This window comes from Roseateles agri (assembly GCF_034043675.1).
GTDB lineage: Bacteria > Pseudomonadota > Gammaproteobacteria > Burkholderiales > Burkholderiaceae_C > KK5.
The window spans coordinates 826,899-848,541 of the sequence record NZ_JAXCLA010000001.1 but is presented as its reverse complement, the minus strand read 5'-3'; the positions used below and the strand labels follow the sequence as shown (position 1 = coordinate 848,541).

The 21,643-nt window shown below is 68.9% G+C and carries 21 protein-coding genes; 12 read left to right on the top strand and 9 right to left on the bottom strand.

All coding sequences use genetic code 11. From position 1 onward, the window contains the following. Nucleotides 1–22: 22 nt before the first annotated feature. The 6 genes from SNE35_RS03785 to SNE35_RS03760 are packed head-to-tail and all read right to left on the bottom strand — an operon-like array spanning nucleotide 23 to nucleotide 5,095. Nucleotides 23–1,273: an FAD-dependent oxidoreductase gene (locus tag SNE35_RS03785; protein WP_320421508.1), complete on the bottom strand. Its 1,251-nt coding sequence runs from the start codon at nucleotides 1,271–1,273 to the stop codon at nucleotides 23–25. Beyond that, complete coding sequence (locus SNE35_RS03780) at nucleotides 1,270–1,506, bottom strand: (2Fe-2S)-binding protein (protein ID WP_320421507.1); 237 nt, start codon at nucleotides 1,504–1,506, stop codon at nucleotides 1,270–1,272. The genes SNE35_RS03785 and SNE35_RS03780 overlap by 4 nt, the downstream gene beginning before the upstream one ends. Continuing rightward, nucleotides 1,503–2,621: an NAD(P)/FAD-dependent oxidoreductase gene (locus SNE35_RS03775; RefSeq protein ID WP_320421506.1), complete on the bottom strand. Its 1,119-nt coding sequence runs from the start codon at nucleotides 2,619–2,621 to the stop codon at nucleotides 1,503–1,505. Before SNE35_RS03775 ends, SNE35_RS03780 begins: the two co-directional genes overlap by 4 nt. Continuing rightward, on the bottom strand, nucleotides 2,618–3,541 hold the full coding sequence (locus SNE35_RS03770; protein ID WP_320421505.1) for a proline racemase family protein: 924 nt from the start codon (nucleotides 3,539–3,541) through the stop codon (nucleotides 2,618–2,620). The genes SNE35_RS03775 and SNE35_RS03770 overlap by 4 nt, the downstream gene beginning before the upstream one ends. Then, complete coding sequence (locus tag SNE35_RS03765; protein ID WP_320421504.1) at nucleotides 3,538–4,176, bottom strand: GntR family transcriptional regulator; 639 nt, start codon at nucleotides 4,174–4,176, stop codon at nucleotides 3,538–3,540. Before SNE35_RS03765 ends, SNE35_RS03770 begins: the two co-directional genes overlap by 4 nt. After that, on the bottom strand, nucleotides 4,163–5,095 hold the full coding sequence (locus SNE35_RS03760; RefSeq protein WP_320421503.1) for a dihydrodipicolinate synthase family protein: 933 nt from the start codon (nucleotides 5,093–5,095) through the stop codon (nucleotides 4,163–4,165). Before SNE35_RS03760 ends, SNE35_RS03765 begins: the two co-directional genes overlap by 14 nt. Before the next feature lie 196 nt (nucleotides 5,096–5,291). Here SNE35_RS03760 and yajC point away from each other — a divergent pair, with 196 nt between their 5' ends. The 4 genes from yajC (at nucleotide 5,292) to SNE35_RS03740 (ending at nucleotide 11,086) form a co-directional block, all read left to right on the top strand. Continuing rightward, nucleotides 5,292–5,624 (top strand): preprotein translocase subunit YajC, encoded by a 333-nt coding sequence (yajC, locus tag SNE35_RS03755; protein WP_320421502.1) that lies wholly within the window; start codon nucleotides 5,292–5,294, stop codon nucleotides 5,622–5,624. A 93-nt stretch (nucleotides 5,625–5,717) separates the two neighbouring features. Continuing rightward, on the top strand, nucleotides 5,718–7,589 hold the full coding sequence (secD, locus tag SNE35_RS03750; protein ID WP_320421501.1) for a protein translocase subunit SecD: 1,872 nt from the start codon (nucleotides 5,718–5,720) through the stop codon (nucleotides 7,587–7,589). 5 nt (nucleotides 7,590–7,594) lie between these two features. Continuing rightward, on the top strand, nucleotides 7,595–8,629 hold the full coding sequence (gene secF, locus SNE35_RS03745) for a protein translocase subunit SecF (RefSeq protein WP_320421500.1): 1,035 nt from the start codon (nucleotides 7,595–7,597) through the stop codon (nucleotides 8,627–8,629). A 42-nt stretch (nucleotides 8,630–8,671) separates the two neighbouring features. Continuing rightward, nucleotides 8,672–11,086 carry a DUF1631 family protein gene (locus SNE35_RS03740; protein ID WP_320421499.1) on the top strand — a complete coding sequence of 805 codons (2,415 nt, stop codon included), beginning with the start codon at nucleotides 8,672–8,674 and terminating at the stop codon, nucleotides 11,084–11,086. Between the two features lie 7 nt (nucleotides 11,087–11,093). On the opposite strand, the gene SNE35_RS03735 is transcribed toward SNE35_RS03740, so the two are convergent. From SNE35_RS03735 to SNE35_RS03725, 3 genes are all read right to left on the bottom strand, one after another. Beyond that, on the bottom strand, nucleotides 11,094–11,546 hold the full coding sequence (locus SNE35_RS03735) for a Smg family protein (RefSeq protein ID WP_320421498.1): 453 nt from the start codon (nucleotides 11,544–11,546) through the stop codon (nucleotides 11,094–11,096). Between the two features lie 73 nt (nucleotides 11,547–11,619). Then, a complete protein-coding gene (gene dprA / locus SNE35_RS03730) occupies nucleotides 11,620–12,732 on the bottom strand; it encodes a DNA-processing protein DprA (protein WP_320421497.1) in 1,113 nt (370 codons plus the stop codon). Nucleotides 12,733–12,754: 22 nt separating this feature from the next. Further along, nucleotides 12,755–13,954: a LysM peptidoglycan-binding domain-containing protein gene (locus SNE35_RS03725; protein WP_431312703.1), complete on the bottom strand. Its 1,200-nt coding sequence runs from the start codon at nucleotides 13,952–13,954 to the stop codon at nucleotides 12,755–12,757. On the opposite strand from SNE35_RS03725, the gene SNE35_RS03720 reads away from it, so the two are divergent. The 8 genes from SNE35_RS03720 (at nucleotide 13,896) to SNE35_RS03685 (ending at nucleotide 21,577) form a co-directional block, all read left to right on the top strand. Further along, nucleotides 13,896–14,159, top strand: a complete 264-nt coding sequence (locus tag SNE35_RS03720) for a hypothetical protein (protein ID WP_320421495.1) — start codon at nucleotides 13,896–13,898, stop codon at nucleotides 14,157–14,159. The genes SNE35_RS03725 and SNE35_RS03720 overlap by 59 nt on opposite strands. Nucleotides 14,160–14,232: 73 nt before the next feature. Further along, complete coding sequence (gene def / locus SNE35_RS03715; protein WP_320421494.1) at nucleotides 14,233–14,745, top strand: peptide deformylase; 513 nt, start codon at nucleotides 14,233–14,235, stop codon at nucleotides 14,743–14,745. A gap of 7 nt (nucleotides 14,746–14,752) precedes the next feature. Beyond that, the gene (gene fmt, locus SNE35_RS03710) at nucleotides 14,753–15,697 is read left to right on the top strand and encodes a methionyl-tRNA formyltransferase (RefSeq protein WP_320421493.1); all 945 of its coding nucleotides are present in this window, start codon (nucleotides 14,753–14,755) and stop codon (nucleotides 15,695–15,697) included. Nucleotides 15,698–15,745: 48 nt separating this feature from the next. Beyond that, the gene (gene htpX, locus SNE35_RS03705) at nucleotides 15,746–16,591 is read left to right on the top strand and encodes a zinc metalloprotease HtpX (RefSeq protein WP_320421492.1); all 846 of its coding nucleotides are present in this window, start codon (nucleotides 15,746–15,748) and stop codon (nucleotides 16,589–16,591) included. A 32-nt stretch (nucleotides 16,592–16,623) separates the two neighbouring features. Then, nucleotides 16,624–16,983 carry a hypothetical protein gene (locus tag SNE35_RS03700; protein ID WP_320421491.1) on the top strand — a complete coding sequence of 120 codons (360 nt, stop codon included), beginning with the start codon at nucleotides 16,624–16,626 and terminating at the stop codon, nucleotides 16,981–16,983. Nucleotides 16,984–17,085: 102 nt separating this feature from the next. Further along, nucleotides 17,086–17,847, top strand: coding sequence for a head GIN domain-containing protein (locus tag SNE35_RS03695; protein ID WP_320421490.1), 762 nt, complete (start codon nucleotides 17,086–17,088; stop codon nucleotides 17,845–17,847). Nucleotides 17,848–17,917: 70 nt separating this feature from the next. Next, nucleotides 17,918–19,111 carry a phosphoglycerate kinase gene (locus SNE35_RS03690; protein WP_320421489.1) on the top strand — a complete coding sequence of 398 codons (1,194 nt, stop codon included), beginning with the start codon at nucleotides 17,918–17,920 and terminating at the stop codon, nucleotides 19,109–19,111. A gap of 156 nt (nucleotides 19,112–19,267) precedes the next feature. Then, entirely contained in the window at nucleotides 19,268–21,577 is a 2,310-nt protein-coding gene (locus tag SNE35_RS03685) for an NADP-dependent malic enzyme (protein WP_320421488.1), read from the top strand. The last annotated feature ends 66 nt before the right edge of the window (nucleotides 21,578–21,643 follow it).

Below are 21,643 nucleotides of genomic sequence, written 5' to 3'. Positions count from 1 at the left end.
TCGATGCGCCGGTACCGGTCAATCAATCGCGGGCGATGAACGCGCGCAGCGGCGCGGGCTGAAGCGGCTCGCGCGGCGGGCTCTCGTCGTGCCAGCCGAACAGGTCGCGCACGATGGGCTTGCAGATGCGGCCCTGGCAGGCGCCCATGCCGCAGCGGGTCTGCAGCTTGGCATCGCGCCATGAGGGCTGGGCCCGCAGCGCGCCGATGGTGACGTCTTCGCAGCGGCAGACGATCGTGTCGCCCGCCTCGGGCGGGCGCAGCAGTTCCGGCCGCAGCGTGAAGGTGCCGGACAGCCGTGCCGCAAAGGCCAGCGCTCGTTCGTGCCGGCGGCGCAGCGGCGCCGGTGTCCCCTCGCCGAGGATCTGCAGCGCGGCGATTTCGCCCTCGGCCAGCGCCTTGTCCACGCCACCGACGCCGCAGCACTCGCCGGCAGCCCACACGGCGGGCTGCGACGTGCGCTGCTGCGCATCGATGGCGATCGCGCCGGTCGTGTTGTCGATGCGGCAACCCAGCGCCGATGCCAGGCCCGTGTTGGGCTGCAGGCCGAAGCCGATGCCCAGCATGTCGCAGTCGATACGGCGGCCATCGTCGAGTTGCAGCGCTTCGAGGCGACCGTCACCGAAGGCCTGCGTCACCCGGCAGTCGGGGCGATAGGCCGTGCCGCGCAGTCGCCAGCGCAGCGCCGCGGCCTGCGCCAGCTTGGCCGCCGGCAGGCCCAGCGCGAAGCGACTCAGGGCCGCGCGCGAGGCCTGTTCGGCGATCAGCAGCACCTTCGCGCCGGCGGCGCGTGCGGTGTCGGCGGCGGCCAGCAGCAGCGGCCCCGAGCCGGCCAGCACGACGCGCTTGCCCGCCACCGGCCAGCCGTTCTTGACCAGCGCCTGCAAGCCGCCCGCGCCGTGCACGCCCGGCAGGGTCCAACCCGGGAAGGGCAAGAAGCGTTCGCGCGCACCCAGCGCCAACAGCAGCCGCGGTGCCTGGACGCGCAGGGCGGGCCGGCGCGGGTCCAGCTGGTCCTGCAGCAGCAAGGTCGTTCCGCTCTCGACGGCGATCACCGCATGGCCGGGCAGATGCGTCAGCGCGGCGCTGCCGCTGGCGGCATCCAGTCGCGGCTGCCAAGCCGGCGGCAGGCTGGCGCGCCAGATCTGTCCACCGGGCCGGGCCGCCTGGTCGACCCAGGTCACGCGTTGCCCGCTCGCCAGCAGGCGGCAGACCGCGGCGATGCCGGCGGGGCCGCCGCCGATGACGATCACGTCGGTTGAATGCGTCGTCATCGCGTGAGCACCACCATGCCTTCGGCGGCCGGCGTCATGCAGGCCAGGCGGTCGGCGATGCCGTCGATCCGCACGCGGCATTCCTGGCACTGGCCCATGCCGCAGAAGGCGGCGCGCGGCTGGCCCGTTTCGGAGCTGCGCGTGTGAACAAGGCCCGCATGCGCCAGCGCCGCCGCGACGCTGCAGCCGGCGGGGATCTCGTGGGTCTGGCCGTCGATGTTCAGCTTCATCATGCGGCGACCAAGCGTTCGGGCGAGAAGGGGCTGGCGGCGATGCGCGGCTCACGGCCGAGGCTGAGGTCGACCAGCAGCTCGGCCGTCGCCAGCGAGGTGGTGATGCCCATGCCTTCGTGGCCGCAGGCGAGCCACACACGCTTGAGGGCCGGATGAGCGCCGATCAGCGGCAGGCCGTCGCGGCTGGTCGGCCGCAGGCCGGTCCAGCAACGCAGCAGCGAGGCATCGGCCAGCGCGGGCAGCATCGCGCAGGCTTCGGCCAGCATGCGGCTGAGCAGCTCGTGATCGATCGCGGCGTCGCTGCGCCCGGGCTGGCGCGAGGAGCCGATCAGGATCTGCCCGCCGGGCCGCGGCTGCAGGTTGAAGGCGACCGAGTCTTCATCGGCGAGGTGGGCCTTCTTCAGGTAGCCGAGGTCGACCAGCTCATGCTGGATGCGCACGTCCCGCCCGCGCTGCGTGATCGCGAGCTGGCCCTTCTTCGGCCGCAGCCAGCCGTGCGGCAGCCAGCGCTGGCTGGCCAGGCCCGCGCAGACGACGACCAGCGCGCCCCAGAGCTGGCGGCCGTCGGCCAGGGTCAGCGTGTGGCCGTCCAGCGCGACGACCTCGCCGTGGATGATCTGGGCCCGCGCCTCCTGCAGCCAGCGAGCCGCGGCCTTCGGCGGAAAGACCCGCGCATCGGACGGCACGCGCAGGCCACCGGCCAGGCCCGGGCGCAACTGCGGCTCCAGGCGGGCGAGCCCTGCGGTGTCCAGCAGTTCGCAGGCGATGCCGCGCTCGGCGTACCAGGCGTTCTTGCGGCGGGCCTCGGCCAGCTCCTCCTCGTCCGCCGCGATCCAGATCGTGCCGCAGCGCTGGTGCTCGGCGGCTGCCGTGTTCCCGGGCGATTCGGCCAGCCATTCGTCCCACAGCTCGCAAGACCTGCGGCTCAGTTCGAACTCCGCGTCGTCGACGACCAGCAGGTGGCCCATCGCCGCTGCCGTGGCGCCGCCACCGATCGCACCGCTCTCGACGACGGCGACCGACAGGCCCTGCCGCGCGAACTCGCGTGCGCAGGCCGCACCGACGATGCCGGCACCGACGATCAGCACGTCCGCGGTGCGGCTCTGGCGTTTCAAGCGCGGATGCCCCAGGCGAAGGGATCGCCGGCCTGGAAGACCAGCGTCGCGTCGAGGTTCACGAAGGCGCGGCCGGTGATCGTCGGCAAGACCTGGCCCTGCTGCTCACCCGGGCGGTAGCTGGCCTCGAACACGCTGCCGATCACGCTTTCCTGCCGCCAGGCCTCGCCTGGCGCCAGCTTGCCGTCGGCCGCCAGGCAGGCCAGCTTGGCGCTGGTGCCGGTGCCGCAGGGGCTGCGGTCGTAGGCCTTGCCGGGGCACAGCACATAGTTGCGTCCGCTGTTGGCGGGATCGGCGGCCGGGCCGGTCAGCTCGATGTGATCGATGTGGGCCGGCAATTGCTGGCGCAGCGCCCAGCTGAAGGCCAGCAGCTCGTCCTGGTGGGCCAGGTCCAGCGGGATGCCGTGGTCGGCGCAGAGGAAGAACCAGTTGCCGCCCCAGGCGACGTCGCCATGGACGGTGCGGCCGTCGACGGTGACCGGCACCTTTGCCTGCTCGCGCCAGGCCGGCACGTTGGCGACGCTGACCTTGCCGTCTTCGTGCAAGGTGGCGGTGACGGTGCCGACCGGCGTCTCGATCCGGTGTTCGCCCACGCCGATGCGGCCCAGGTACGCCAAGGTGGCGACCAGGCCGATCGTGCCGTGGCCGCACATGCCGAGGAAGCCGACGTTGTTGAAGAAGATTACGCCGGCCACGCTGCCGGTCTCGACCGGCTCGCACAGCAGCGCGCCGACGATCACGTCCGAGCCGCGCGGCTCGTTGACGACGGCGCTGCGCCAGGCGTCGTGCTGCTCCTTGAACACGGCGAGGCGTTCGGCCATGCTGCCGCGGCCGAGATCGGGGCCGCCGGAAACGATCACCCGCGTGGGTTCGCCGCCGGTGTGGGAATCGATGATGCGTGTGGGAGTTGAGGTGTTCATGCGATGACGTCCTGGGCGAACTGTCGCAGATAGTCCATCAGCGCCTCGCTGGCCGCGGCAGCTTCTTCCGCCTTGCCGGCGGCGATGGCCTGGGCGACGGCCTCATGGCGGCGCGCGCCTTCGGCGATGTCACCGTGATGCTGGTAGGCGACCCAGAAGCGCCGGCATTGGATCACCATCGGGATCACCGCCGCCACCGCCGCGGCGTTGCGGCAGGCGGCGTGCGCCACGTGGTCCAGCGCCTGGTCGGCGCTCATGTAGGCGTCGAGGTCGCCGCGGGCGGCGGCCTCGTTCATCGCCTGGGCGCAGGCGAGCAACTGCTCGCGCTGCGGCGGCGTCGCGCGGCGGGCGGCGCTGGCGGCGATCAGCCGCTCCAGCACGCGACGGGCTTCCAGCAGATCCAGGTGCTCGGCCAACTGGATGTCGCTGACCCGCAACCCGCGGCGCGGCTGCTGCACGATCAGGCCGTTGGCCACGAGTCGCATCAGCGCCTCGCGCAGCGGCGTGCGGCCCAGGCCCGTGCGTTCGACCAGCTCGGATTCGACGATCGGCGCGCCGGGCTTCAGCGCCAGCGTGGCGATTAGCGCCTCGACGGCGTCGTAGGCCTGGTCGGCAACCCGTTCAGAAGAGGCCATGCAGGTCCGGCCGGGTGTCGATGCCCTTCTGGATGATGGCCTGCACGCGGGCGCGCTCCTCGCCGGCCAGCGGCAGGCGCGGGCGGCGCACGTTCTCGTTGCCAATGCCGACCATCGTCTCGGCGAGCTTGATGTTCTGCACCAGCTTGGTCGACACATCCAGGTGCAGCAGCGGCGTGAACCATTGGTAGAGCTTCAGCGCCTCGTCCCAGCGCTTGGCCCGCATCAGCTTGTAGAGAGCCACCGTCTCGGCGGGGAAGGCCGTGCACAGGCCGGCCAGCAGGCCGTCGCAGCCCAGGGCCAGGCCCTCGAAGCTCAGGTCGTCCACGCCGATGAAGAGCTGGTAGCGGTGGCCGACGGTGTTGCGCAGGTCGGTCAGGCGGCGGATGTTGTCGGTGGATTCCTTGATCGCGACCAGCCATTCGCAGTCGGCCAGGTCGAGGAAGTCGGCCGGGGTCAGGTCGACCTTGTAGGCCACCGGGTTGTTGTAGATCATGATCGGCAGCTGCGCCGCCGCGGCGATCGTGCGGACGTTGGCGACCGCCTCGCGCGTGTCCGCCGGGTAGAGCACCGAGGGCATCAGCATCAGGCCCTGCACGCCCAGCTCGCGGGCCGCCTCGACGTAGCGGATGGCATTGGCGGTGCGGGTCTCGCTGACGTTGGCCAGCACCGGCACCCGGCCGGCCGAGACGCGCAGCGCGGTCTTGGCCACTTCCAACTTCTCCTCCAGCGACAGGGTGCTGGCCTCGCCCAGCGAGCCGCCGGTGACGATGCCGTCGATGCCGCCCTGGATCAGGAACTCGTAGTGGCGCTCCATGGCCGGGATGTCCAGCGCCTCGTCGGCGGTGAACTTGGTGGTGACGGCCGGGAAGATGCCGGTCCAGCGTGGCAGGGCGCTTGTCGAGGGAAGGGCGGGCATGTCGATCCTCATATGCTGTAAATATATTTACAGCATATTCGAACAAGATGGCGCCGACAAGGGTTGACCCTGGCTTGAACCCCGGAAGCCGGCCTGCATGTGCGCACGGGCCTGCCATACCCGCTGGCTACAATCCGCCGTTCAACCGCGCACAGGCAGCCGCCTGGGCGCGCGCCTACCCTTCGAGGAATTCGACGTGTTTATCTCTTCTGCTTTCGCCCAGACCGCGGGCGCCGCCGGCGGCGCGGAGTCGATGTTCGGCCAGTTCGGCCAGATGTTGCCGCTGGTGCTGATGTTCGTCGTGCTGTATTTCGTGATGATCCGGCCGCAGATGAAGCGCCAGAAGGAACACAAGGCCATGATCGAGGCGATCGGCAAGGGCGACGAGGTCGTCACCTCCGGCGGCCTGCTGGGCAAGATCACCAAGGTCAACGAAACGATCCTGTCGCTGGAAGTCGCGTCGGGCGTGGAGCTGCAGGTGCAGCGCTCGGCCATCGTCCAGGTGCTGCCCAAGGGCACCGTCAAGTAACAGCGTCAGCAGCCGGACGGTCCTCGGGCCGCCCGGCCACCGCGGCCCGTTCGGCGCCGCGGCCGGGCCCTCGGGGCCCATGAGGAAGCATCCATGAATCGTTACCCGCTGTGGAAGTACGCGATCCTCGTCGTCGCGATGCTGGTCGGCCTGATCTATACCTTGCCGAATTTCTTCGGTGAAGCGCCGGCCGTGCAGATCTCGAGCGCGAAGGTCGTCGTCAAGGTCGACGGCGACCTGCAGAAGCGCGTCGAGTCGGCGCTGGCCGCGGCCAAGCTGACGCCCGACTACGTGCAGCTCGACGGCACGTCGATCAAGGCGCGCTTCGGCGACACCGACACGCAGATCAAGGCCAAGGACGCGATCAGCGCCGCGCTGAATCCCGATCCGGCCGATCCGTCCTTCATCGTTGCGCTGAACCTGCTGTCGCGCTCGCCGCAGTGGCTGTCGGCGCTGCATGCCTTCCCGATGTACCTGGGCCTGGACCTGCGCGGCGGCGTCTACTTCCTGATGCAGGTCGACATGAAGGCCGCGATCACGAAGAAGGCCGATTCGCTGGTCGGCGACGTGCGCACCTTGCTGCGCGACAAGAACGTCCGCCACGCCGGCATCAGCCGCGATGGCAACAACGTCGTCATCGCCTTCCGCGAGCCGGCGATCCGCGACCAGGCGCTGGACGTGCTGAAGAACGGCCTGCCCGAGGAAACCTGGGCCCCGTCGGCCGACGGCGGCCTGGTCGGCTCGCTGAGCCCGGCGGCGATGAAGAACGTCCAGGACGTGGCGCTGAAGCAGAACATCCAGACCCTGCACAACCGCGTCAACGAGCTGGGCGTGGCCGAGCCGGTGATCCAGCAGCAGGGCGCGGACCGCATCGTCGTGCAGTTGCCCGGCGTGCAGGACACGGCCAAGGCCAAGGACATCATCGGCCGCACGGCGACGCTGGAACTGCGCATGGTGGACGACAGCGCCGAGGCCCAGGCCGCGCTGTCCGGCTCCGGCCCGGTGCCCTTCGGCACCGAGCGCTACATGGACCGCGGCCACGGCCCGATCATCGTCAAGCGCCAGGTCGTCATCACCGGTGACAACCTCGAGGACGCGCAGCCCGGCTTCGACGAGAACCACCAGCCGGCGGTGCACCTGAAGCTCGACGCCAAGGGCGCGCGGCTGATGAAGGACACCTCGCGCGACAACGTCGGCAAGCGCCTGGCGATCATCCTGTTCGAAAAGGGCAAGGGCGAGGTCGTCACCGCGCCGGTGATCCGCAGCGAGATCAGCAACAACTTCCAGATCTCCGGCGCGATGACTGCGCAGGAATCGGCCGACACGGCGCTGCTGCTGCGCGCCGGCTCGCTGGCCGCGCCGATGGAGATCATCGAGGAACGCACCGTCGGTCCGAGCCTCGGCAAGGAGAACATCGACAAGGGTGTGCACAGCGTGATCGGCGGCTTCGTCGCCGTGGCCGCGTTCATGTGCCTGTACTACATGCTGTTCGGCGCCTTCTCCGCGCTGGCGCTGGGCTTCAACCTGCTGCTGCTGGTGGCGGTGCTGTCGATGCTGCAGGCCACGCTGAGCCTGCCGGGTATCGCGGCCATCGCGCTGGTGCTGGGCATGGCCATCGACGCCAACGTGCTGATCAACGAGCGCATCCGCGAGGAACTGCGCGGGGGCGCCTCGCCGCAGGCGGCGATCAACCTCGGCTACGAGCGCGCGTTCGCGACCATCCTGGACTCCAACGTGACCACGCTGATCGCCGGCGTCGCGCTGCTGGCCTTCGGCTCCGGCCCGGTGAAGGGCTTCGCGGTCGTGCACTGCCTGGGCATCCTGACCTCGATGTTCAGCTCGGTCGTGTTCTCGCGTGCGCTGGCCAACCTCTGGTACGGCCGGCAGAAAAAGCTCAAGTCGGTGTCGATCGGCCAGGTCTGGAAACCCACGCCTGACGCGGGCGAAGCAGCGAAGAAGGCATAAAGACAATGGAACTGTTCCGCATCCGACGGGATCTCCCGTTCATGAAGTACGCGTTGGTGCTCAACGCGATCTCGTTCATCACCTTTGCCGCCGCGGTGTTCTTCCTGGCGACGCGCGGCCTGCACTTCTCGATCGAGTTCACCGGCGGCACGGTGATGGAGATTGCCTACCCGCAGTCGGCCGACATCGAGAAGACGCGCAAGACCGTCGAATCGATGGGATACACCGACGTGCAGGTGCAGAACTTCGGCACCTCGCGCGATGTGATGATCCGACTGCCGCTGCGCAAGGACATCAAGCAGACCGAACAGGTGCCCCTGGCTTTCGAGGGCATCTGCAAGTCCGAGTCCGGCACGGTCAGCACCAAGCAGATCGTCACGCCGAAGGGTGAGGCGGTCAGCAAGGAGATCTGCACGAACGCGGCCGGCGCCGAGGCCGTCGAGCTGTCGCGCAGCGAGGTGGTCGGCGCGTCGGTCGGCTCCGAGCTGGCGGTCGACGCGGCCAAGGCGCTGCTGGCGACCGTGATCGGCATCGTGATCTACCTGGCGATCCGCTTCGAGTGGAAGTTCGCCGTCGCCGGCGTGATCGCCAACCTGCACGACGTCGTCATCATCCTGGGCTTCTTCGCCTTTTTCCAGTGGGAGTTCTCGCTCACCGTGCTGGCGGCGATCTTGGCGGTGCTGGGCTACTCGGTCAACGAATCGGTCGTGATCTTCGACCGGGTGCGCGAGGCCTTCCGCAAGTTCCGCAAGATGAACACGCACGAGGTGATCGACCACGCGATCACCAGCACGATCAGCCGCACGATCATCACCCACGGCTGCACGCAGCTGGTGGTGGTGTCGATGCTGCTGTTCGGCGGCGAGACCCTGCACTACTTCGCGGTGGCGCTGACGATCGGCATCTGCTTCGGCATCTACTCCTCGGTGTTCGTTGCGGCGGCCATCGCGATGTGGCTGGGCGTGAAGCGCGAAGACCTGATCAAGCAACCGATCAACAAGGAAGATCCGGACGATCCGAATGCCGGGGCGGTGGTGTAGAGTCGATTCAACTCTCACAACCCTGCCCATTCCTCGTCCTCCATGACTGACGCCCGCAAGAAGGCCCTGGCCACACAGGCGCGGCGCGTCTATGTCGAGGCCTTGGTGCGGGGCATGGGGCCGCTGAATTCCACGCTCAACAACACGGTCGACCAGCTGCTGCTGAAGCCGGCCGAGTATGCGGTGATGGTGGCGCGCCGCGATGGCGCGCAATCCTGGAAACGCCACGGCCTGCGCTGGGCGCAAGGCCTGGTGTACATGCTTCGCCAGGCCGCCGAACGCGGCGTGCCGGATCCGACGCGTCCGCCCGGCATCACCATCGGCGACCCGGTCTCCACCGGCAGGATGACCCTGGTCGACGACGACACCATCGAGCGCGAGATCACCGGTTCGCGGCTGACCCTGTCGATGATGGATCGCGCGACCTGGGAGTTCACCGACCTGCGCACGCGCATGCAGACCCTGGAGGACCAGGACGACCTGCCCCCGCAGGACCTGATGCGCGCCCAGGTGATCACGCGCCTGGTGCTCGATGCCTGGCAGCGCGCGACGCTGGACGCCTCGGTCTGGCAGATGCTGCAGGTCGAGCTGCACGAGGAATTTGCCCAGCTGATCAGTGAGGCCTATCACGAGGCCAACCGCTGGCTGATCGCCCAGGACGTGCTGCCCGAGGTGGACCTGCGACCCTTCATCCGCCGCTCGCCGCAGGCGGCGGGTACGCCGGTTTACGTGCCGCCCGTCCCTCCATCGCCCGCGACCTCGTCTCCGCCGCCGCAATCCTTCACCCAACCGAGGGGGGCGGCCGAGGCGCCTCCTGGGCCGCTGGCGGCGGTGCGCAGCGTGGCGCGCCAGCATGCCGACGAGATCCTGCAGCAACTGCAGCGCGTCCTCGGCCGCCAGGTGCCGGCCTTTGCGCCGACTGAGGTGACCCACCTGCCGGCGGCACGCCCGTCCACCTACGGTTCGCGCACTTCGCGCGGTACGGTGGCTCCACCGCTGCCCTCGCTGGCCGAGGCACCGCCCATGGCGCCCATTGCCGCCTCGCCGCGGCTGAACTCCGCGATCAGGCATGCGCAGGAATCGCTGCAGCGCCAGGCGGTGCCGCCGGCGGGCCAGCAGGCGTTGTCGCCGGAAACGATGCCGGCACAGATCGAGGAGCTGAAGGCCCGCAGCCAGGCCTTCAAACAGGTGCTGAAGCAGGCGGCGGACACGCCGGCCGAGCGGGCGACGATCGAGATCGTCGCGATGATGTTCCAGGCGATCCTGACCGACGACCGCATCCCGGCCGTGCTGCGCGTCTGGTTCGCGCGGCTGCAGATGCCGGTGCTGCGCGTGGCGATCAGCGAGCCCGATTTCTTCGCCGCCGTCGACCACCCCGCGCGCCAGTTGATCGACCGGATGGGCGCCTGCGTGATGGGCTTCAGCGGCAGCGGCGGCGCACCGGTGGGTGGTGTCGGCGATCCGCTGGAGCGCGAGATCAAGCGCGTCGTCCAGGTCGTCGAGGCCTATCCGGACACCGGCCGGCGCGTGTTCGCGACGGTGCTGGCCGAGTTCGAGAAATTCCTCTCGCACTATTTCGAGAACGAGAACCAGGCCTCGAAGAAGGGCGTCTCGCTGGCCCAGCAGGTCGAGCAGCGCGAGACGCTGGCGATCCAGTACACGATCGAGCTGCGCAAGATGCTCAACGAGGTGCCGGTGCAGGACGGCGTGCGCGAGTTCCTGTTCCAGGTCTGGGCCGACGTGCTGGCCGTCACCGCGGTGCGCAGCGGCGCGCAGTCCGAGGACACGAAGACGATGAAGAAGGTCGCCGCCGACCTGATCTGGTCGGCCAGCGCCAAGGTCTCGCGCGAGGAGCGTGCCGAGGTCATTCGCCGACTGCCGCCGCTGCTGAAGACGCTGCGCGACGGCATGGGCCACGCCGGCCTCAGCACCGAGAAGCAGGACGAGCACATCCGCGCGCTGAACAACTCGCTGGCCGCCGCCTTCACCGCCAAGACCGCCGCGATCCCGCGCGAGCGCCTGGACGAGCTGATGGACCAGCTGCAGACGCTGGAGGCACTGCTGCCCGATGGCGCGGGCGAGACGTCGATCGACGAATCGATCGTCCGCGACCTGTCCGGCCACGAGGCCGACGGTCTGGAAGTCGTCGCCGAAGGCGGCGCGGCGCCGACGCCGGCGATGGAGGCATGGGCGCGCGAGCTGCAGATCGGCAGCTGGTACATGCTGGACTACCGCAAGCGCAACGAGCCGGTGCAGCTGGCCTGGCGCGGCATGCGCCGGCAGTTCGCGCTGTTCGTCACCCCGCAGGGCCGGGGCGTGCTGTTCCCGCTGGGCCGCGTCGCAGCCTTCCTGCAGGCAGGCTTGCTGCTGCCGGCGCAGGACGAGGCGCTGACGGTGACGGCGACGCGCACGGCGCTCGCCAAGCTCGACGTGGATCCGAGCCGGCTGCTGAACTAGCAGCGTTTCAGTGGATCAGCCGGTCTTCCGGCGCGACGAAGAGTTCGTCGAGGATCAGCGCATCCGGCTCCTCGCCGAGGCTCCAGAACACCATCAGCACGATGATCTTCAGGTCTTCGAGGTCCAGCGGCGAGCCCGGGATGGCCATCGCGCGGTCGATCACCATCTCTCGCATCGGCGGCGGCAGCACCGCGGCCGACTCGAGGAAGCTGATGAAGCCGATCGACGGTTCGCCCAGGTGCTCCTGCTCGTCGCGCGTGTAGACGCGCTGGCTGAGTTCGCCCTGCTGGCCGTGGTGCGAGGCGGCAGCGCCGGCCAGGCCGTCCAGCCAGGACAAGGCCTCCTGGATTTCGTCGCTCTCGAAGCCGACTGCCGACAATTTGCGCGTCAACTGGGCGTGATCCGGGCAGGCATCAGGGCGCCAGTAGGTTTCGTATAGATACACGAGCACGTCGAACATGGGCCGATGATACCCGAGCGAATTTCCGCCTCAGGGGGCGAAAGACCTCACGAAATACCCTCAAACTCCCCGTTCAGGCCTGCGCGCGGCGCTGGAACAGCTGCCCCGCCAGCCGGGCCACCGATCCGGCCATTTCCAGCTCCAGCAGCCAGCCGCTCAGCTCGGCCGCGGGCCAGCCGCCGCGGTTCACCAGTTCGTCCAGCGACACCGGGTCGTAGCCCATCAGCGCGAGCACCTGCTGCATTTCCGGCGCGACGGCGGGTTCGGCCGGCGCTGGCGCTGCCGCGGCGGGTGAGCGCTGGCGCAGCGAGGCCGGCAGTTCCTCCAGCACGTCCTCGGTGCGCTCGACCAGCTTGGCGCCCTGGCGCAGCAGCGCATGGCAGCCGCGGCTCTGCGGCGAGTGGATCGAACCGGGGATGGCGAACACCTCGCGGCCGGCCTCGCTGGCCAGCCGGGCGGTGATCAGCGAACCCGACTGCAGCGCTGCCTCGACGACCAGACAGCCGCGTGCCATGCCGGCAATGATGCGATTGCGAAGCGGGAAGTTCTGCGACAGCGGCGGCATGCCCAGCGCGTATTCGCTGACCATCAGCCCGCGTTCCGCGATGGTGCGGGCCAGCGCTTGGTGGCGGCGCGGGTAGACCTGGTCGAGCCCGGTGCCGACGACGCCGATCGTCGACGCCTCGCCCTCCAGCGCCCCTTCGTGCGCGGCGCCGTCCACGCCCAGTGCGAGGCCGGAGACGATGGTCAGGCCCGCCTGGCTCAGCGCCCGTCCGAAGGCCTTGGCGTTGTCTCGGCCCTGGGCGCTCGGGTTGCGGCTGCCGACGATGGCCAGCATCGGCGCGCCCAGTAACTCGCGCCGGCCTTCCAGGTACAGCAGAAGCGGCGGGTCGGACGTCTGCAGCAGCAGTTCGGGGTAATCGGCGTCGCCGAGCGCGAGGATGTGCCGCTGCGGGCTGTCCGCCAGCCAGGCCGAGGTCTTGTCGACCAGTTCATCCAGATGCTCGGGCGGCTGTTCCAGCGCGGCCAGCAAGGGTGCTCGCAATACGTCCCGCCAGCGGGCGAGGGGGCCGTCGAACACCGCTTCGGGTGATCCGGCGGCGGCCAGCAGGCGCCGCGTGGACTCCCGGCCAAGGCCCGGCGTTTCGAGGAGCCGCAGCCAGGCGGCCAGTTCCGCGCGTTCCATCGCGGCTGCCGGGTTCAGCCCCTCAGGGCTCGCTGAAACGGTCGCCGGCCGAGACGGCGTCGGTGACGGAGATGATCAGCGCGTAGGACACGCGTGCGTAGGTCTGGAAGACGAACAGCACACCGGTGCGCTCGTCCGGCAGCTTGATCTCCTGCGCCTTCTCACCGGTGCTGTCGACGACGCGGCGGCCGTCGCGCCAGAGGGCCAGCACATGGCCGCGCTCCAGACCGTCCTTGCTGCCCTTGTTCAGCGAAACGACCTGGTTCTGGCCGCCGCGCACCGCGTCGCCGTACAGCGAGATCACCTGGCCGTTGATCGGCTGGGACGGCGCATGCGGCACGTAGTTGGTGAACGAGCGCTGCGGCACCGGCGAGAGCCGGTCGCCAATGCCGACTTCCTGCTTCACCGTGCGGATCTGCAGGGTGGCCGGGACGATCTCGCTCTTGCCGTTGGCCGCGTCGAGCGTGCCGCCGGGCCGGATCAGCTCGGCGGTGCCCAGATACGGCGCCTCGTAGCCGAGGATCTCGTGCGTGGTGGGGTCGCGCAGCGGCGTCGCGTTGCGGAACAGGCGGTAGTCGGTGGCCTGGCTGAGGTCGCCGCGGGCATAGGCGATGTCGCCGCGGGTCACCAGCACGTGGCCCTCGGGCGTGGCGACGATGCGCGGCGCGCGCGCCAGTTCATCGCTGTCGAAGACGACCGCGTCGGTCAGGAAGGGTTCGATCAGCTGCGTCGGGATCGCCGCGATCGCGTTCGCGTCGGTGGCCGATTCGCGGACACGGGGCGAAAGCTTGATGGTGGCCATGCCCGAATCGCCGACGCCGCGTCCCAGCGCCAGCCGCGCCCGGCCGTCCACCTTGATCAGCACGAGTAACTGGCCCGGGTAGATCAGGTGCGGGTTGCGGATCTCGTCGCGGTTCATGCCCCACAGCTCGGGCCAGCGCCAGGGGCTCTTCAGGAACAGCTTGGAAATGTCCCACAGCGTGTCGCCGGGCTTGACCGTGTAGGAGTCGGGCGCGTCGCTGGCCAGCTCGCTCAGCGGCACGCCGGCCTGGGCGACCTGCTCGGCGGTGGCGCGCTGCGCGGGGGTGACGGGATAGGTGACGGCCTGCGCCGGCAGGGTGGCGGCTGCCAGTCCCAGTGTCAGACCCAAGATCGGAAGGCTGATGCCGACGCCCGGCTTGAAACTGTTGGAACTGGTAGCAGGCAATAAAGAAAACGGCATCAAGCACTCTCCCCGCATCTCGGCGGCCTGGGTTTTATCCATCGATTCTTATTCGCTCGGCGCGGCCGGCCGATGGGTTTTGCGGACCTATTCCTGGTGTTTGCGCCAACATTTACCGGATAGGCGGACCCGGAACGGCCGGGCCGATAAAATATCCCCCTTGGCCCGCGACGATTCTGCCCCCATTCATTGGGTGTCGCAATGAATCGCGGCCGGGCCCCAGTCCACTTGCCAGCACTTACAAACAGGCGTTGTGCCGAGTCCACAGCGCGCCGTCCATGTCGAAACTGAACATCCTCAAATACCCCGATCCGAAACTGCACACCGTGGCCAAACCGGTGGCCGAAGTCGACGAGCGGATTCGCCAACTGGTCGACGACATGCTGGAAACCATGTATGCCGCCGAAGGCGTGGGTCTGGCGGCGACGCAGGTGGACGTGCATGAGCGCGTGATCGTGATGGATACCTCCGAGGCGCGCGACACGCCGCTGGTGCTGATCAACCCCGAACTGGTCGCCCAGAGCGAGGAGATGACCGAGGGCGAGGAAGGCTGCCTGTCGGTTCCCCAGATCTACGACAAGGTGCCGCGCCACACCCGCGTCACCGTGCGTGCGCTGGGCCGCGACGGCCAGCCGCATCAGTTCGATGCCGAGGGCCTGCTGGCCGTCTGCGTCCAGCACGAGATGGACCACCTGATGGGCAAGGTCTTCGTCGAGTACCTGAGCCCGCTGAAGCGCGAGCGCATCAAGACCAAGATGGTCAAGAAGGCCCGCGAAGACCAGCGCCGCTGATCTGCCGATGACCCGCGCCATCTTCGCCGGCACGCCGGAATTCGCCGCCACCGCCCTGGCCGCGATGCTGAATGCCGGCATCACGGTGCCCTTGGTGCTGACCCGGCCCGACCGCCCGGCCGGCCGCGGCATGAAGCTGCAGGCCTCACCGGTGAAGCAGCTCGCCCAGGTGCAGGGGATTCCGGTCGCGCAGCCGCGCAGCCTGCGGCTGGACGGGAAATTCCCCGAGGACGCTGCCGCTGCGCGCCAGACGCTGCTGGATGCCAAGGCCGACGTGGTGGTCGTCGCCGCCTACGGTCTGATCCTGCCGCAGTGGGTGCTTGACCTGCCGTGCCAGGGCTGCCTGAATATCCACGCCTCGCTGCTGCCGCGCTGGCGCGGCGCCGCGCCGATCCACCGGGCGATCGAGGCGGGCGACGCCGAGACCGGCATCACCATCATGCAGATGGATGCCGGCCTGGACACCGGCGCGATGCTGCTGATCGAGCGCCAGCCGATCGCGGCGGCCGACACCACCGCCACCTTGCACGACAAGCTCGCCGCGCTGGGCGGCCGGATGATCGTCCAGGCCCTGCAGCACGCAGGCCCGCTGCCGGCCACGCCGCAGCCCGGCGACGGCATCACCTACGCCCACAAGATCGAGAAGGCCGAGGCGCAGATCGACTGGACTCAGGACGCCGCCCAGATCGAGCGCCGCCTGCGTGCCTTCGACCCCTTCCCGGGCGGCCTGACGCAGCTCGACGGCGAGCCGATCAAGGTCTGGCGCGCCGAGCTGGCCGAGGGTTCCGGCGCCCCCGGCACCGTGCTGGCGGCCGGCGAAACCGGCGTGCTTGTCGCCTGCGGCCAGGGCGCGCTGCGCCTCACCGAGTTGCAGCGAGCCGGCGGCAAGCGCCTGCCGGCTGCGGCCTTCCTGCAGGCGCGGCCCCTGGCCGGCGGCGAACGCCTGGCTTGAATTTCGCTCCTGCCGGTCCCACCTTGAGGGCTGGAAGGAGACACGACGATGTTCAACCTGCTCAAGACCGCCGTGCTGATGGCCGCCATCACGGCGCTGTTCATGGCGATCGGCGCCATGATCGGCGGCCAGGCGGGGATGATGATCGCGCTGGTGGTGGCGATCGGCATGAACTTCTTCAGCTACTGGTTCTCCGCGGACATGGTGCTGAAGATGTACAACGCCCGCGAGGTGGACGAGCGCTCGGCGCCTCAGTTCTACGCCACCGTGCGCGAGCTGGCACAGCGTGCCCAGCTGCCGATGCCCAAGGTCTACCTGATCCAGGAAGACGCGCCCAACGCCTTCGCCACCGGCCGCAACCCCGAGCACGCCGCCGTCGCGGCGACGACCGGCATCCTGCGCGCGCTGAGCCCTGCCGAGCTGGGCGGCGTGATGGCGCACGAGCTGGCCCACGTCCGCCATCGCGACATCCTGATCAGCACGATCAGCGCCACGATGGCCGGCGCGATCTCGATGCTGGCGAACTTCGCGATGTTCTTCGGCGGCCGTGACAGCGAAGGTCGCCCGGCCAATCCGCTGGCGGGCCTGCTGGTCGCGCTGCTGGCACCGATGGCCGCCGGCCTGATCCAGATGGCGATCAGCCGTGCCCGCGAATTCGAGGCTGACCGTGGCGGCGCCGAGATCTCCGGTGATCCGCAGGCGCTGGCCTCGGCGCTCGCCAAGATCCATCGCTACGCCCAGGGCATCCCGATGGCGGCGGCCGAGCGCCACCCCGAGACGGCGCAGATGATGATCATGAATCCGCTGTCCGGCGGCGGCCTGCGCGGTCTGTTCAGCACGCATCCGTCGACCGAGGAGCGCATCGCGCGCCTGATGGCGATGGCCCGGCGCTAAAGCCTCGCGGCGAAGGGCCGATACTTGCAAGGATGATGACCAAGTCCGCGCTCGCCCTGTCGTCCCTGCTGCTGGTGTCGCTGCTGTCCGGCTGCGACCAGCTGGGCATCGAGGACCCGGCCAAGGTCGCCGCCGCCAAGGAGGCCGATGGCAAGGCCATCGGCAGCGCCTGCCGGCACGCCAACCGCGCCATCGAGGACTGCTACACCCTGAACCCGAAGGCGCAGAAGGCGGCCGTGTTCGCCGGCTGGAAGGAGATGGACGCCTACATGCGCGAGAACAAGATCGAGGGCATCGCCCCGGTCGTGCCGCGGCCGTCGGCGATCAAGCCCTCCGCGCCGGCCGCGGATGCAGACGACGGCGATTCCGCGCCGGCGGCCAAGGGGCACTGACCCGCAACCTGCGCCTCCAATCCCGCAGTCTGTCGTTTGCGGCTCGGCGCCTTGCCTCGGCGGCGGCAAGATAGAGGCTCCAACACACGACAGGAGCCCTGCATGAACAAGAACCGCCGCCTTTTTGCCCTCGTTGCCGTCGCCGGAATGGTCGCTGCCGGTAGCGCGCAGGCCTGGTCCATCAACTTCGGCGGCGGCGAGCGCATCAAGGGCTCCGGCGAGCTGGGCACCGAGGTGCGCGAACTGGGCGCCTTCGACGGCGTCTCCACTGCCGGTGACTTCAAGATCATCGTGCGCCAGGCCGCGAGCAACCGCGTCGAGCTGAAGATCGACAAGAACCTGCTGCCCTACATCGAGACCAAGGTCGTCGAAGGCAGCAAGGGCCGCACCCTGGAGGTGTCTACGAAGAACGGCTTCAACATCAGCACCCGCAACACACCCGAGCTGGTGCTGGACATGCCGACGCTTCGCTCGATCGCGCTGTCCGGCTCCGGCGACGTCAAGGTCGGTGCAATGAAGACGGCCGAGGTCAGCGCCAGCATCTCCGGCTCCGGCAACATCGTGTTCGACAACCTGAGCAGCGACAAGCTGGGCCTCAGCGTGTCGGGCAGCGGCGACGTCACCGCGGCCGGCCGCACCAACAGCCTGAAGATCTCGATCGCCGGCTCTGGCGACGTGAAGACCAAGGCGCTGGCCGCCGACGAGGTCAAGGTCAGCATTGCCGGCAGCGGCGACGCTTCGGTGCAGGCCGTCAAGTCGCTGCACGTGTCCATCGCCGGATCCGGCGATGTGGCCTACGTAGGCTCGCCCGAGATCAGCACCTCGGTCGTTGGCGGCGGTCGCGTCAAGAAGCTGGATCAATAAGGGCTCGTTCGGCGGGGTTGGTAAGCTCGCGGGGATTCAAGGATCCCCTCCAACTACCAATCTCCGCAACATGAACGTCTTGCGCTTCTCCGATCTCGTCGCCGCCGGCCAGGCCAGCGGCCGCCGCGTGTTCATCCGTGCCGACCTGAACGTCCCGCAGGACGACGCCGGCAACATCACCGAGGACACGCGCATCCGCGCCTCGATCCCCTGCATCGAGCTGGCGCTGAAGGCTGGCGCCGCGGTGATGGTCACCTCGCACCTGGGCCGCCCGACCGAGGGCGAATTCAAGCCCGAGGATTCGCTGGCGCCGGTCGCCAAGCGCATGGGCGAACTGCTGGGCCGCGAGGTGCCGGTCGTCTCCAACTGGGTGGACGGCGTGACCGTGGCACCCGGCAGCCTGGTGCTGCTGGAGAACTGCCGCGTCAACAAGGGCGAGAAGAAGAACAGCGAGGAGCTGGCCCGCAAGATGGCGCAGCTCTGCGACATCTACGTCAACGACGCCTTCGGCACCGCCCACCGGGCCGAGGGCACGACCTACGGCATCGCCCAGTTCGCCAAGATCGCCTGCGCCGGCCCGCTGCTGGCGGCAGAGATCGATGCGATCACCAAGGCGCTGGCCGCGCCGAAGCGGCCGCTGGTGGCGATCGTGGCCGGCTCCAAGGTCTCGACCAAGCTGACGATCCTGAAGTCCCTGTCCGAGAAGGTCGATGGCCTGATCGTCGGCGGCGGCATCGCCAACACCTTCATGCTGGCGGCGGGCCTGTCCATCGGCAAGTCGCTGGCCGAGGCCGACCTCGTCGGCGAGGCCAAGGCGGTGATCGAGGCGATGAAGGCGCGCGGCGCGGCGGTGCCGATTCCGGTCGACGTCGTCACGGCGAAAAGGTTTGCCGCTGACGCCGAGGCGGTGGTGAAGGCCGCCGATCAAGTGGCCGAAGACGACCTGATCCTCGACATCGGCCCCAAGACCGCAGCCCTGCTGGCCGAGCAGCTGAAGGCCGCCGGCACCGTGGTGTGGAACGGCCCGGTCGGCGTCTTCGAGTTCGATGCATTCGGCCATGGCACCGAGGCGATCGCCCGCGCCATCGCCGCGTCCGGCGCCTTCAGCATCGCCGGCGGTGGCGACACGCTGGCGGCCATCGCAAAGTACGGCATCGAGAAGGACGTCAGCTACATCTCCACCGGCGGCGGCGCCTTCCTCGAAGTGCTCGAAGGCAAGAAGCTGCCGGCGCTGGAGATCCTGGAAAAGCGAGCCGCTGGCTGATCCTCATATGAGTCATCGCTAGCAAATGAGTCGGCCTATGAGCTGCATGCGATCTTTGCATGCAGGTCAAGGCTGATTGCACGATTTGACTCGTCATCGATGCGTTCCCGGGAGTAACCTGCCGCTCCCCGAGATGTATCGATGATGGAGTTCCCGATGAGCAGTAGTCACCCGGCCGACAATCTTTCTCCGGCTGAAGCAGCCCTGCGTGACGCAGCGCTCGAATACCACCGCAGCCCCACGCGCGGCAAGATCTCGGTCACCCCGACCAAGGCGCTGGTGAACCAGCGCGACCTGTCGCTCGCCTACTCCCCCGGTGTCGCCTATGCCTGCCTCGCGATCGAGCAGGACCCGAGCCTCGCGGCCGACTACACCTCGCGCGCCAACCTCGTCGGCGTGATCACCAACGGCACCGCCGTGCTGGGCCTGGGCGACATCGGCCCGCTGGCCGGCAAGCCGGTGATGGAGGGCAAGGGCTGCCTGTTCAAGAAGTTCGCCGGCATCGACGTGTTCGACATCGAACTGGCCGAGCGCGACCCGGACAAGCTGGTCGAGATCATTGCGGCGATGGAGCCGACCTTGGGCGGCGTCAACCTCGAGGACATCAAGGCGCCCGAGTGCTTCTACATCGAGAAGAAGCTGCGCGAGCGGATGAACATCCCCGTCTTCCACGACGACCAGCACGGCACGGCCATCATCTCCAGCGCCGCGCTGCTGAACGGGCTGGAACTGGTGGGCAAGGACATCGGCCGGGTGAAGGTGGCCGTCTCCGGCGCCGGCGCCGCGGCGATCGCCTGCCTGGACGTGATGGTGGGCCTGGGCGTCAAGCGCGAGAACATCTTCGTCTGCGACTCCAAGGGCGTCATCTACGAAGGCCGCGGGGACAAGCTCGACGAGAGCAAGCAGCGCTACTGCCAGCAGACCAGCGCTCGCACTCTGGCCGACGTGGTCGACGGCGCCGACGTCTTCCTCGGCTGCTCCGCCGCCGGCGTGCTGACGGCCGCGATGGTCAAGACGATGGCCACGCAGCCCATCATCCTGGCGCTGGCCAACCCCGAGCCCGAGATCCGCCCCGAGCTGGCCAAGGAAGCGAGGCCCGACTGCATCATCGCCACCGGCCGTTCGGACTATCCGAACCAGGTCAACAACGTCCTCTGCTTCCCCTACATCTTCCGCGGCGCGCTGGACTGCGGCGCCACCAAGATCACCGAGGCGATGAAGCTGGCCTGCGTGCGCGAGATCGCCGCGCTGGCCAAGGCGGAGACTAGCGACGAGGTCGCCGCTGCCTACGCGGGCAAGGAGCTCGTCTTCGGCCCCGACTACCTGATCCCCACGCCCTTCGACGCGCGCCTGATCCTGCGCATCGCGCCGGCCGTGGCCAAGGCGGCCGAGGAATCCGGCGTGGCCACGCGGCCGATCAAGGACATGGATGCCTACCGCCACGAGCTGGGCCGCTTCGTCTACCAGACCGGCATGTTCATGCGCCCGGTCTTCGATGCCGCCAAGGCCAACCCGGCGCGCGTGATCTACGCCGAGGGCGAGGATGAGCGCGTGCTGCGCGCGGTGCAGGTGGCGCTGGACGAAGGCCTGGTGAAGCCGACGCTGATCGGCCGCCCCGACGTGATCGAGATGCGCATCCAGCGCGCGGGCCTGCGCCTGAAGCTGGGCGACAACGTCGCCGTGATCGACCCCAACAACGACTCGCGCTTCCGCCAGTACTGGGAGACCTATCACCACCTGCTGGGCCGCGAGGGCGTGACGCCGGAGATGGCCAAGGCGGTGGTGCGCCGCTCCAACACGACGATCGGCGCGCTGGCCATCAAGCTCGGCGATGCGGACGCGATGATCTGCGGCATGGTCGGCCGCTTCGACGGCCACCTGGAACACGTGCAGCAGGTGATCGGCCTGAAGCCCGGCGCACGCTGCCTGGCGACGATGAACGGCGTGATCCTGGAAAAGCAGACGCTGTTCCTCACCGACACCTTCGTCAATGAATCGCCCGATGCCGAGGAGCTTGCGGCCATCGCCACGATGGCGGCGCAGGAGCTGCAGCGTTTCGGCCTGCCGCCCAAGCTGGCCTTCGTCTCGCACTCGATGTTCGGTTCCAGCAAGAGGCCTTCGGCCGTGAAGATGCGCCGCGCGCACGAGCTGTTCGCCGCCGCCCATCCGGAGATCGAGAGCGAGGGCGAGATGCACGGTGACGCCGCGCTCAGCGAATCGGTGCGCAACACCTTCCTGCCGCAGAGCCGCCTGCAGGGCTCGGCCAACCTGCTGGTGCTGCCGACCCTGGACAGCGCCAACATCCTGTTCAATGTGCTGAAGATCAGCGCGGGCCAGGGTGTGACGATCGGCCCGATCCTGCTCGGCGCCGCGGCGCCGGTGCACATCCTGACGCCGTCGGCGACGGTGCGGCGCATCGTCAACATGACGGCGTTGGCGGTGGCCGACGTTCGTGCGGCGTCGTAACTCGCTGAAACCCGTATCGGCCGCGTTTTGCGGCCTATGATCACTTCCGCCTGTAACCAAATTTCA

What these genes read in the sequence shown, in the direction of transcription:
- SNE35_RS03720 (WP_320421495.1), top strand. Translation starts at nt 13,896, where the DNA reads ATGCCGACGCCCGGCTTGAAACTGTTGGAACTGGTAGCAGGCAATAAA.
- SNE35_RS03700 (WP_320421491.1), top strand. Translation starts at nt 16,624, where the DNA reads ATGATGACCAAGTCCGCGCTCGCCCTGTCGTCCCTGCTGCTGGTGTCG.
- SNE35_RS03690 (WP_320421489.1), top strand. Translation starts at nt 17,918, where the DNA reads ATGAACGTCTTGCGCTTCTCCGATCTCGTCGCCGCCGGCCAGGCCAGC.
- SNE35_RS03770 (WP_320421505.1), bottom strand. Translation starts at nt 3,541, where the DNA reads ATGAACACCTCAACTCCCACACGCATCATCGATTCCCACACCGGCGGC.
- SNE35_RS03760 (WP_320421503.1), bottom strand. Translation starts at nt 5,095, where the DNA reads ATGCCCGCCCTTCCCTCGACAAGCGCCCTGCCACGCTGGACCGGCATC.
- SNE35_RS03780 (WP_320421507.1), bottom strand. Translation starts at nt 1,506, where the DNA reads ATGATGAAGCTGAACATCGACGGCCAGACCCACGAGATCCCCGCCGGC.
- secD (WP_320421501.1), top strand. Translation starts at nt 5,718, where the DNA reads ATGAATCGTTACCCGCTGTGGAAGTACGCGATCCTCGTCGTCGCGATG.
- SNE35_RS03785 (WP_320421508.1), bottom strand. Translation starts at nt 1,273, where the DNA reads ATGACGACGCATTCAACCGACGTGATCGTCATCGGCGGCGGCCCCGCC.
- SNE35_RS03725 (WP_431312703.1), bottom strand. Translation starts at nt 13,954, where the DNA reads ATGCCGTTTTCTTTATTGCCTGCTACCAGTTCCAACAGTTTCAAGCCG.
- SNE35_RS03695 (WP_320421490.1), top strand. Translation starts at nt 17,086, where the DNA reads ATGAACAAGAACCGCCGCCTTTTTGCCCTCGTTGCCGTCGCCGGAATG.
- SNE35_RS03685 (WP_320421488.1), top strand. Translation starts at nt 19,268, where the DNA reads ATGAGCAGTAGTCACCCGGCCGACAATCTTTCTCCGGCTGAAGCAGCC.
- SNE35_RS03765 (WP_320421504.1), bottom strand. Translation starts at nt 4,176, where the DNA reads ATGGCCTCTTCTGAACGGGTTGCCGACCAGGCCTACGACGCCGTCGAG.
- secF (WP_320421500.1), top strand. Translation starts at nt 7,595, where the DNA reads ATGGAACTGTTCCGCATCCGACGGGATCTCCCGTTCATGAAGTACGCG.
- dprA (WP_320421497.1), bottom strand. Translation starts at nt 12,732, where the DNA reads ATGGAACGCGCGGAACTGGCCGCCTGGCTGCGGCTCCTCGAAACGCCG.
- SNE35_RS03735 (WP_320421498.1), bottom strand. Translation starts at nt 11,546, where the DNA reads ATGTTCGACGTGCTCGTGTATCTATACGAAACCTACTGGCGCCCTGAT.
- def (WP_320421494.1), top strand. Translation starts at nt 14,233, where the DNA reads ATGTCGAAACTGAACATCCTCAAATACCCCGATCCGAAACTGCACACC.
- SNE35_RS03740 (WP_320421499.1), top strand. Translation starts at nt 8,672, where the DNA reads ATGACTGACGCCCGCAAGAAGGCCCTGGCCACACAGGCGCGGCGCGTC.
- htpX (WP_320421492.1), top strand. Translation starts at nt 15,746, where the DNA reads ATGTTCAACCTGCTCAAGACCGCCGTGCTGATGGCCGCCATCACGGCG.
- fmt (WP_320421493.1), top strand. Translation starts at nt 14,753, where the DNA reads ATGACCCGCGCCATCTTCGCCGGCACGCCGGAATTCGCCGCCACCGCC.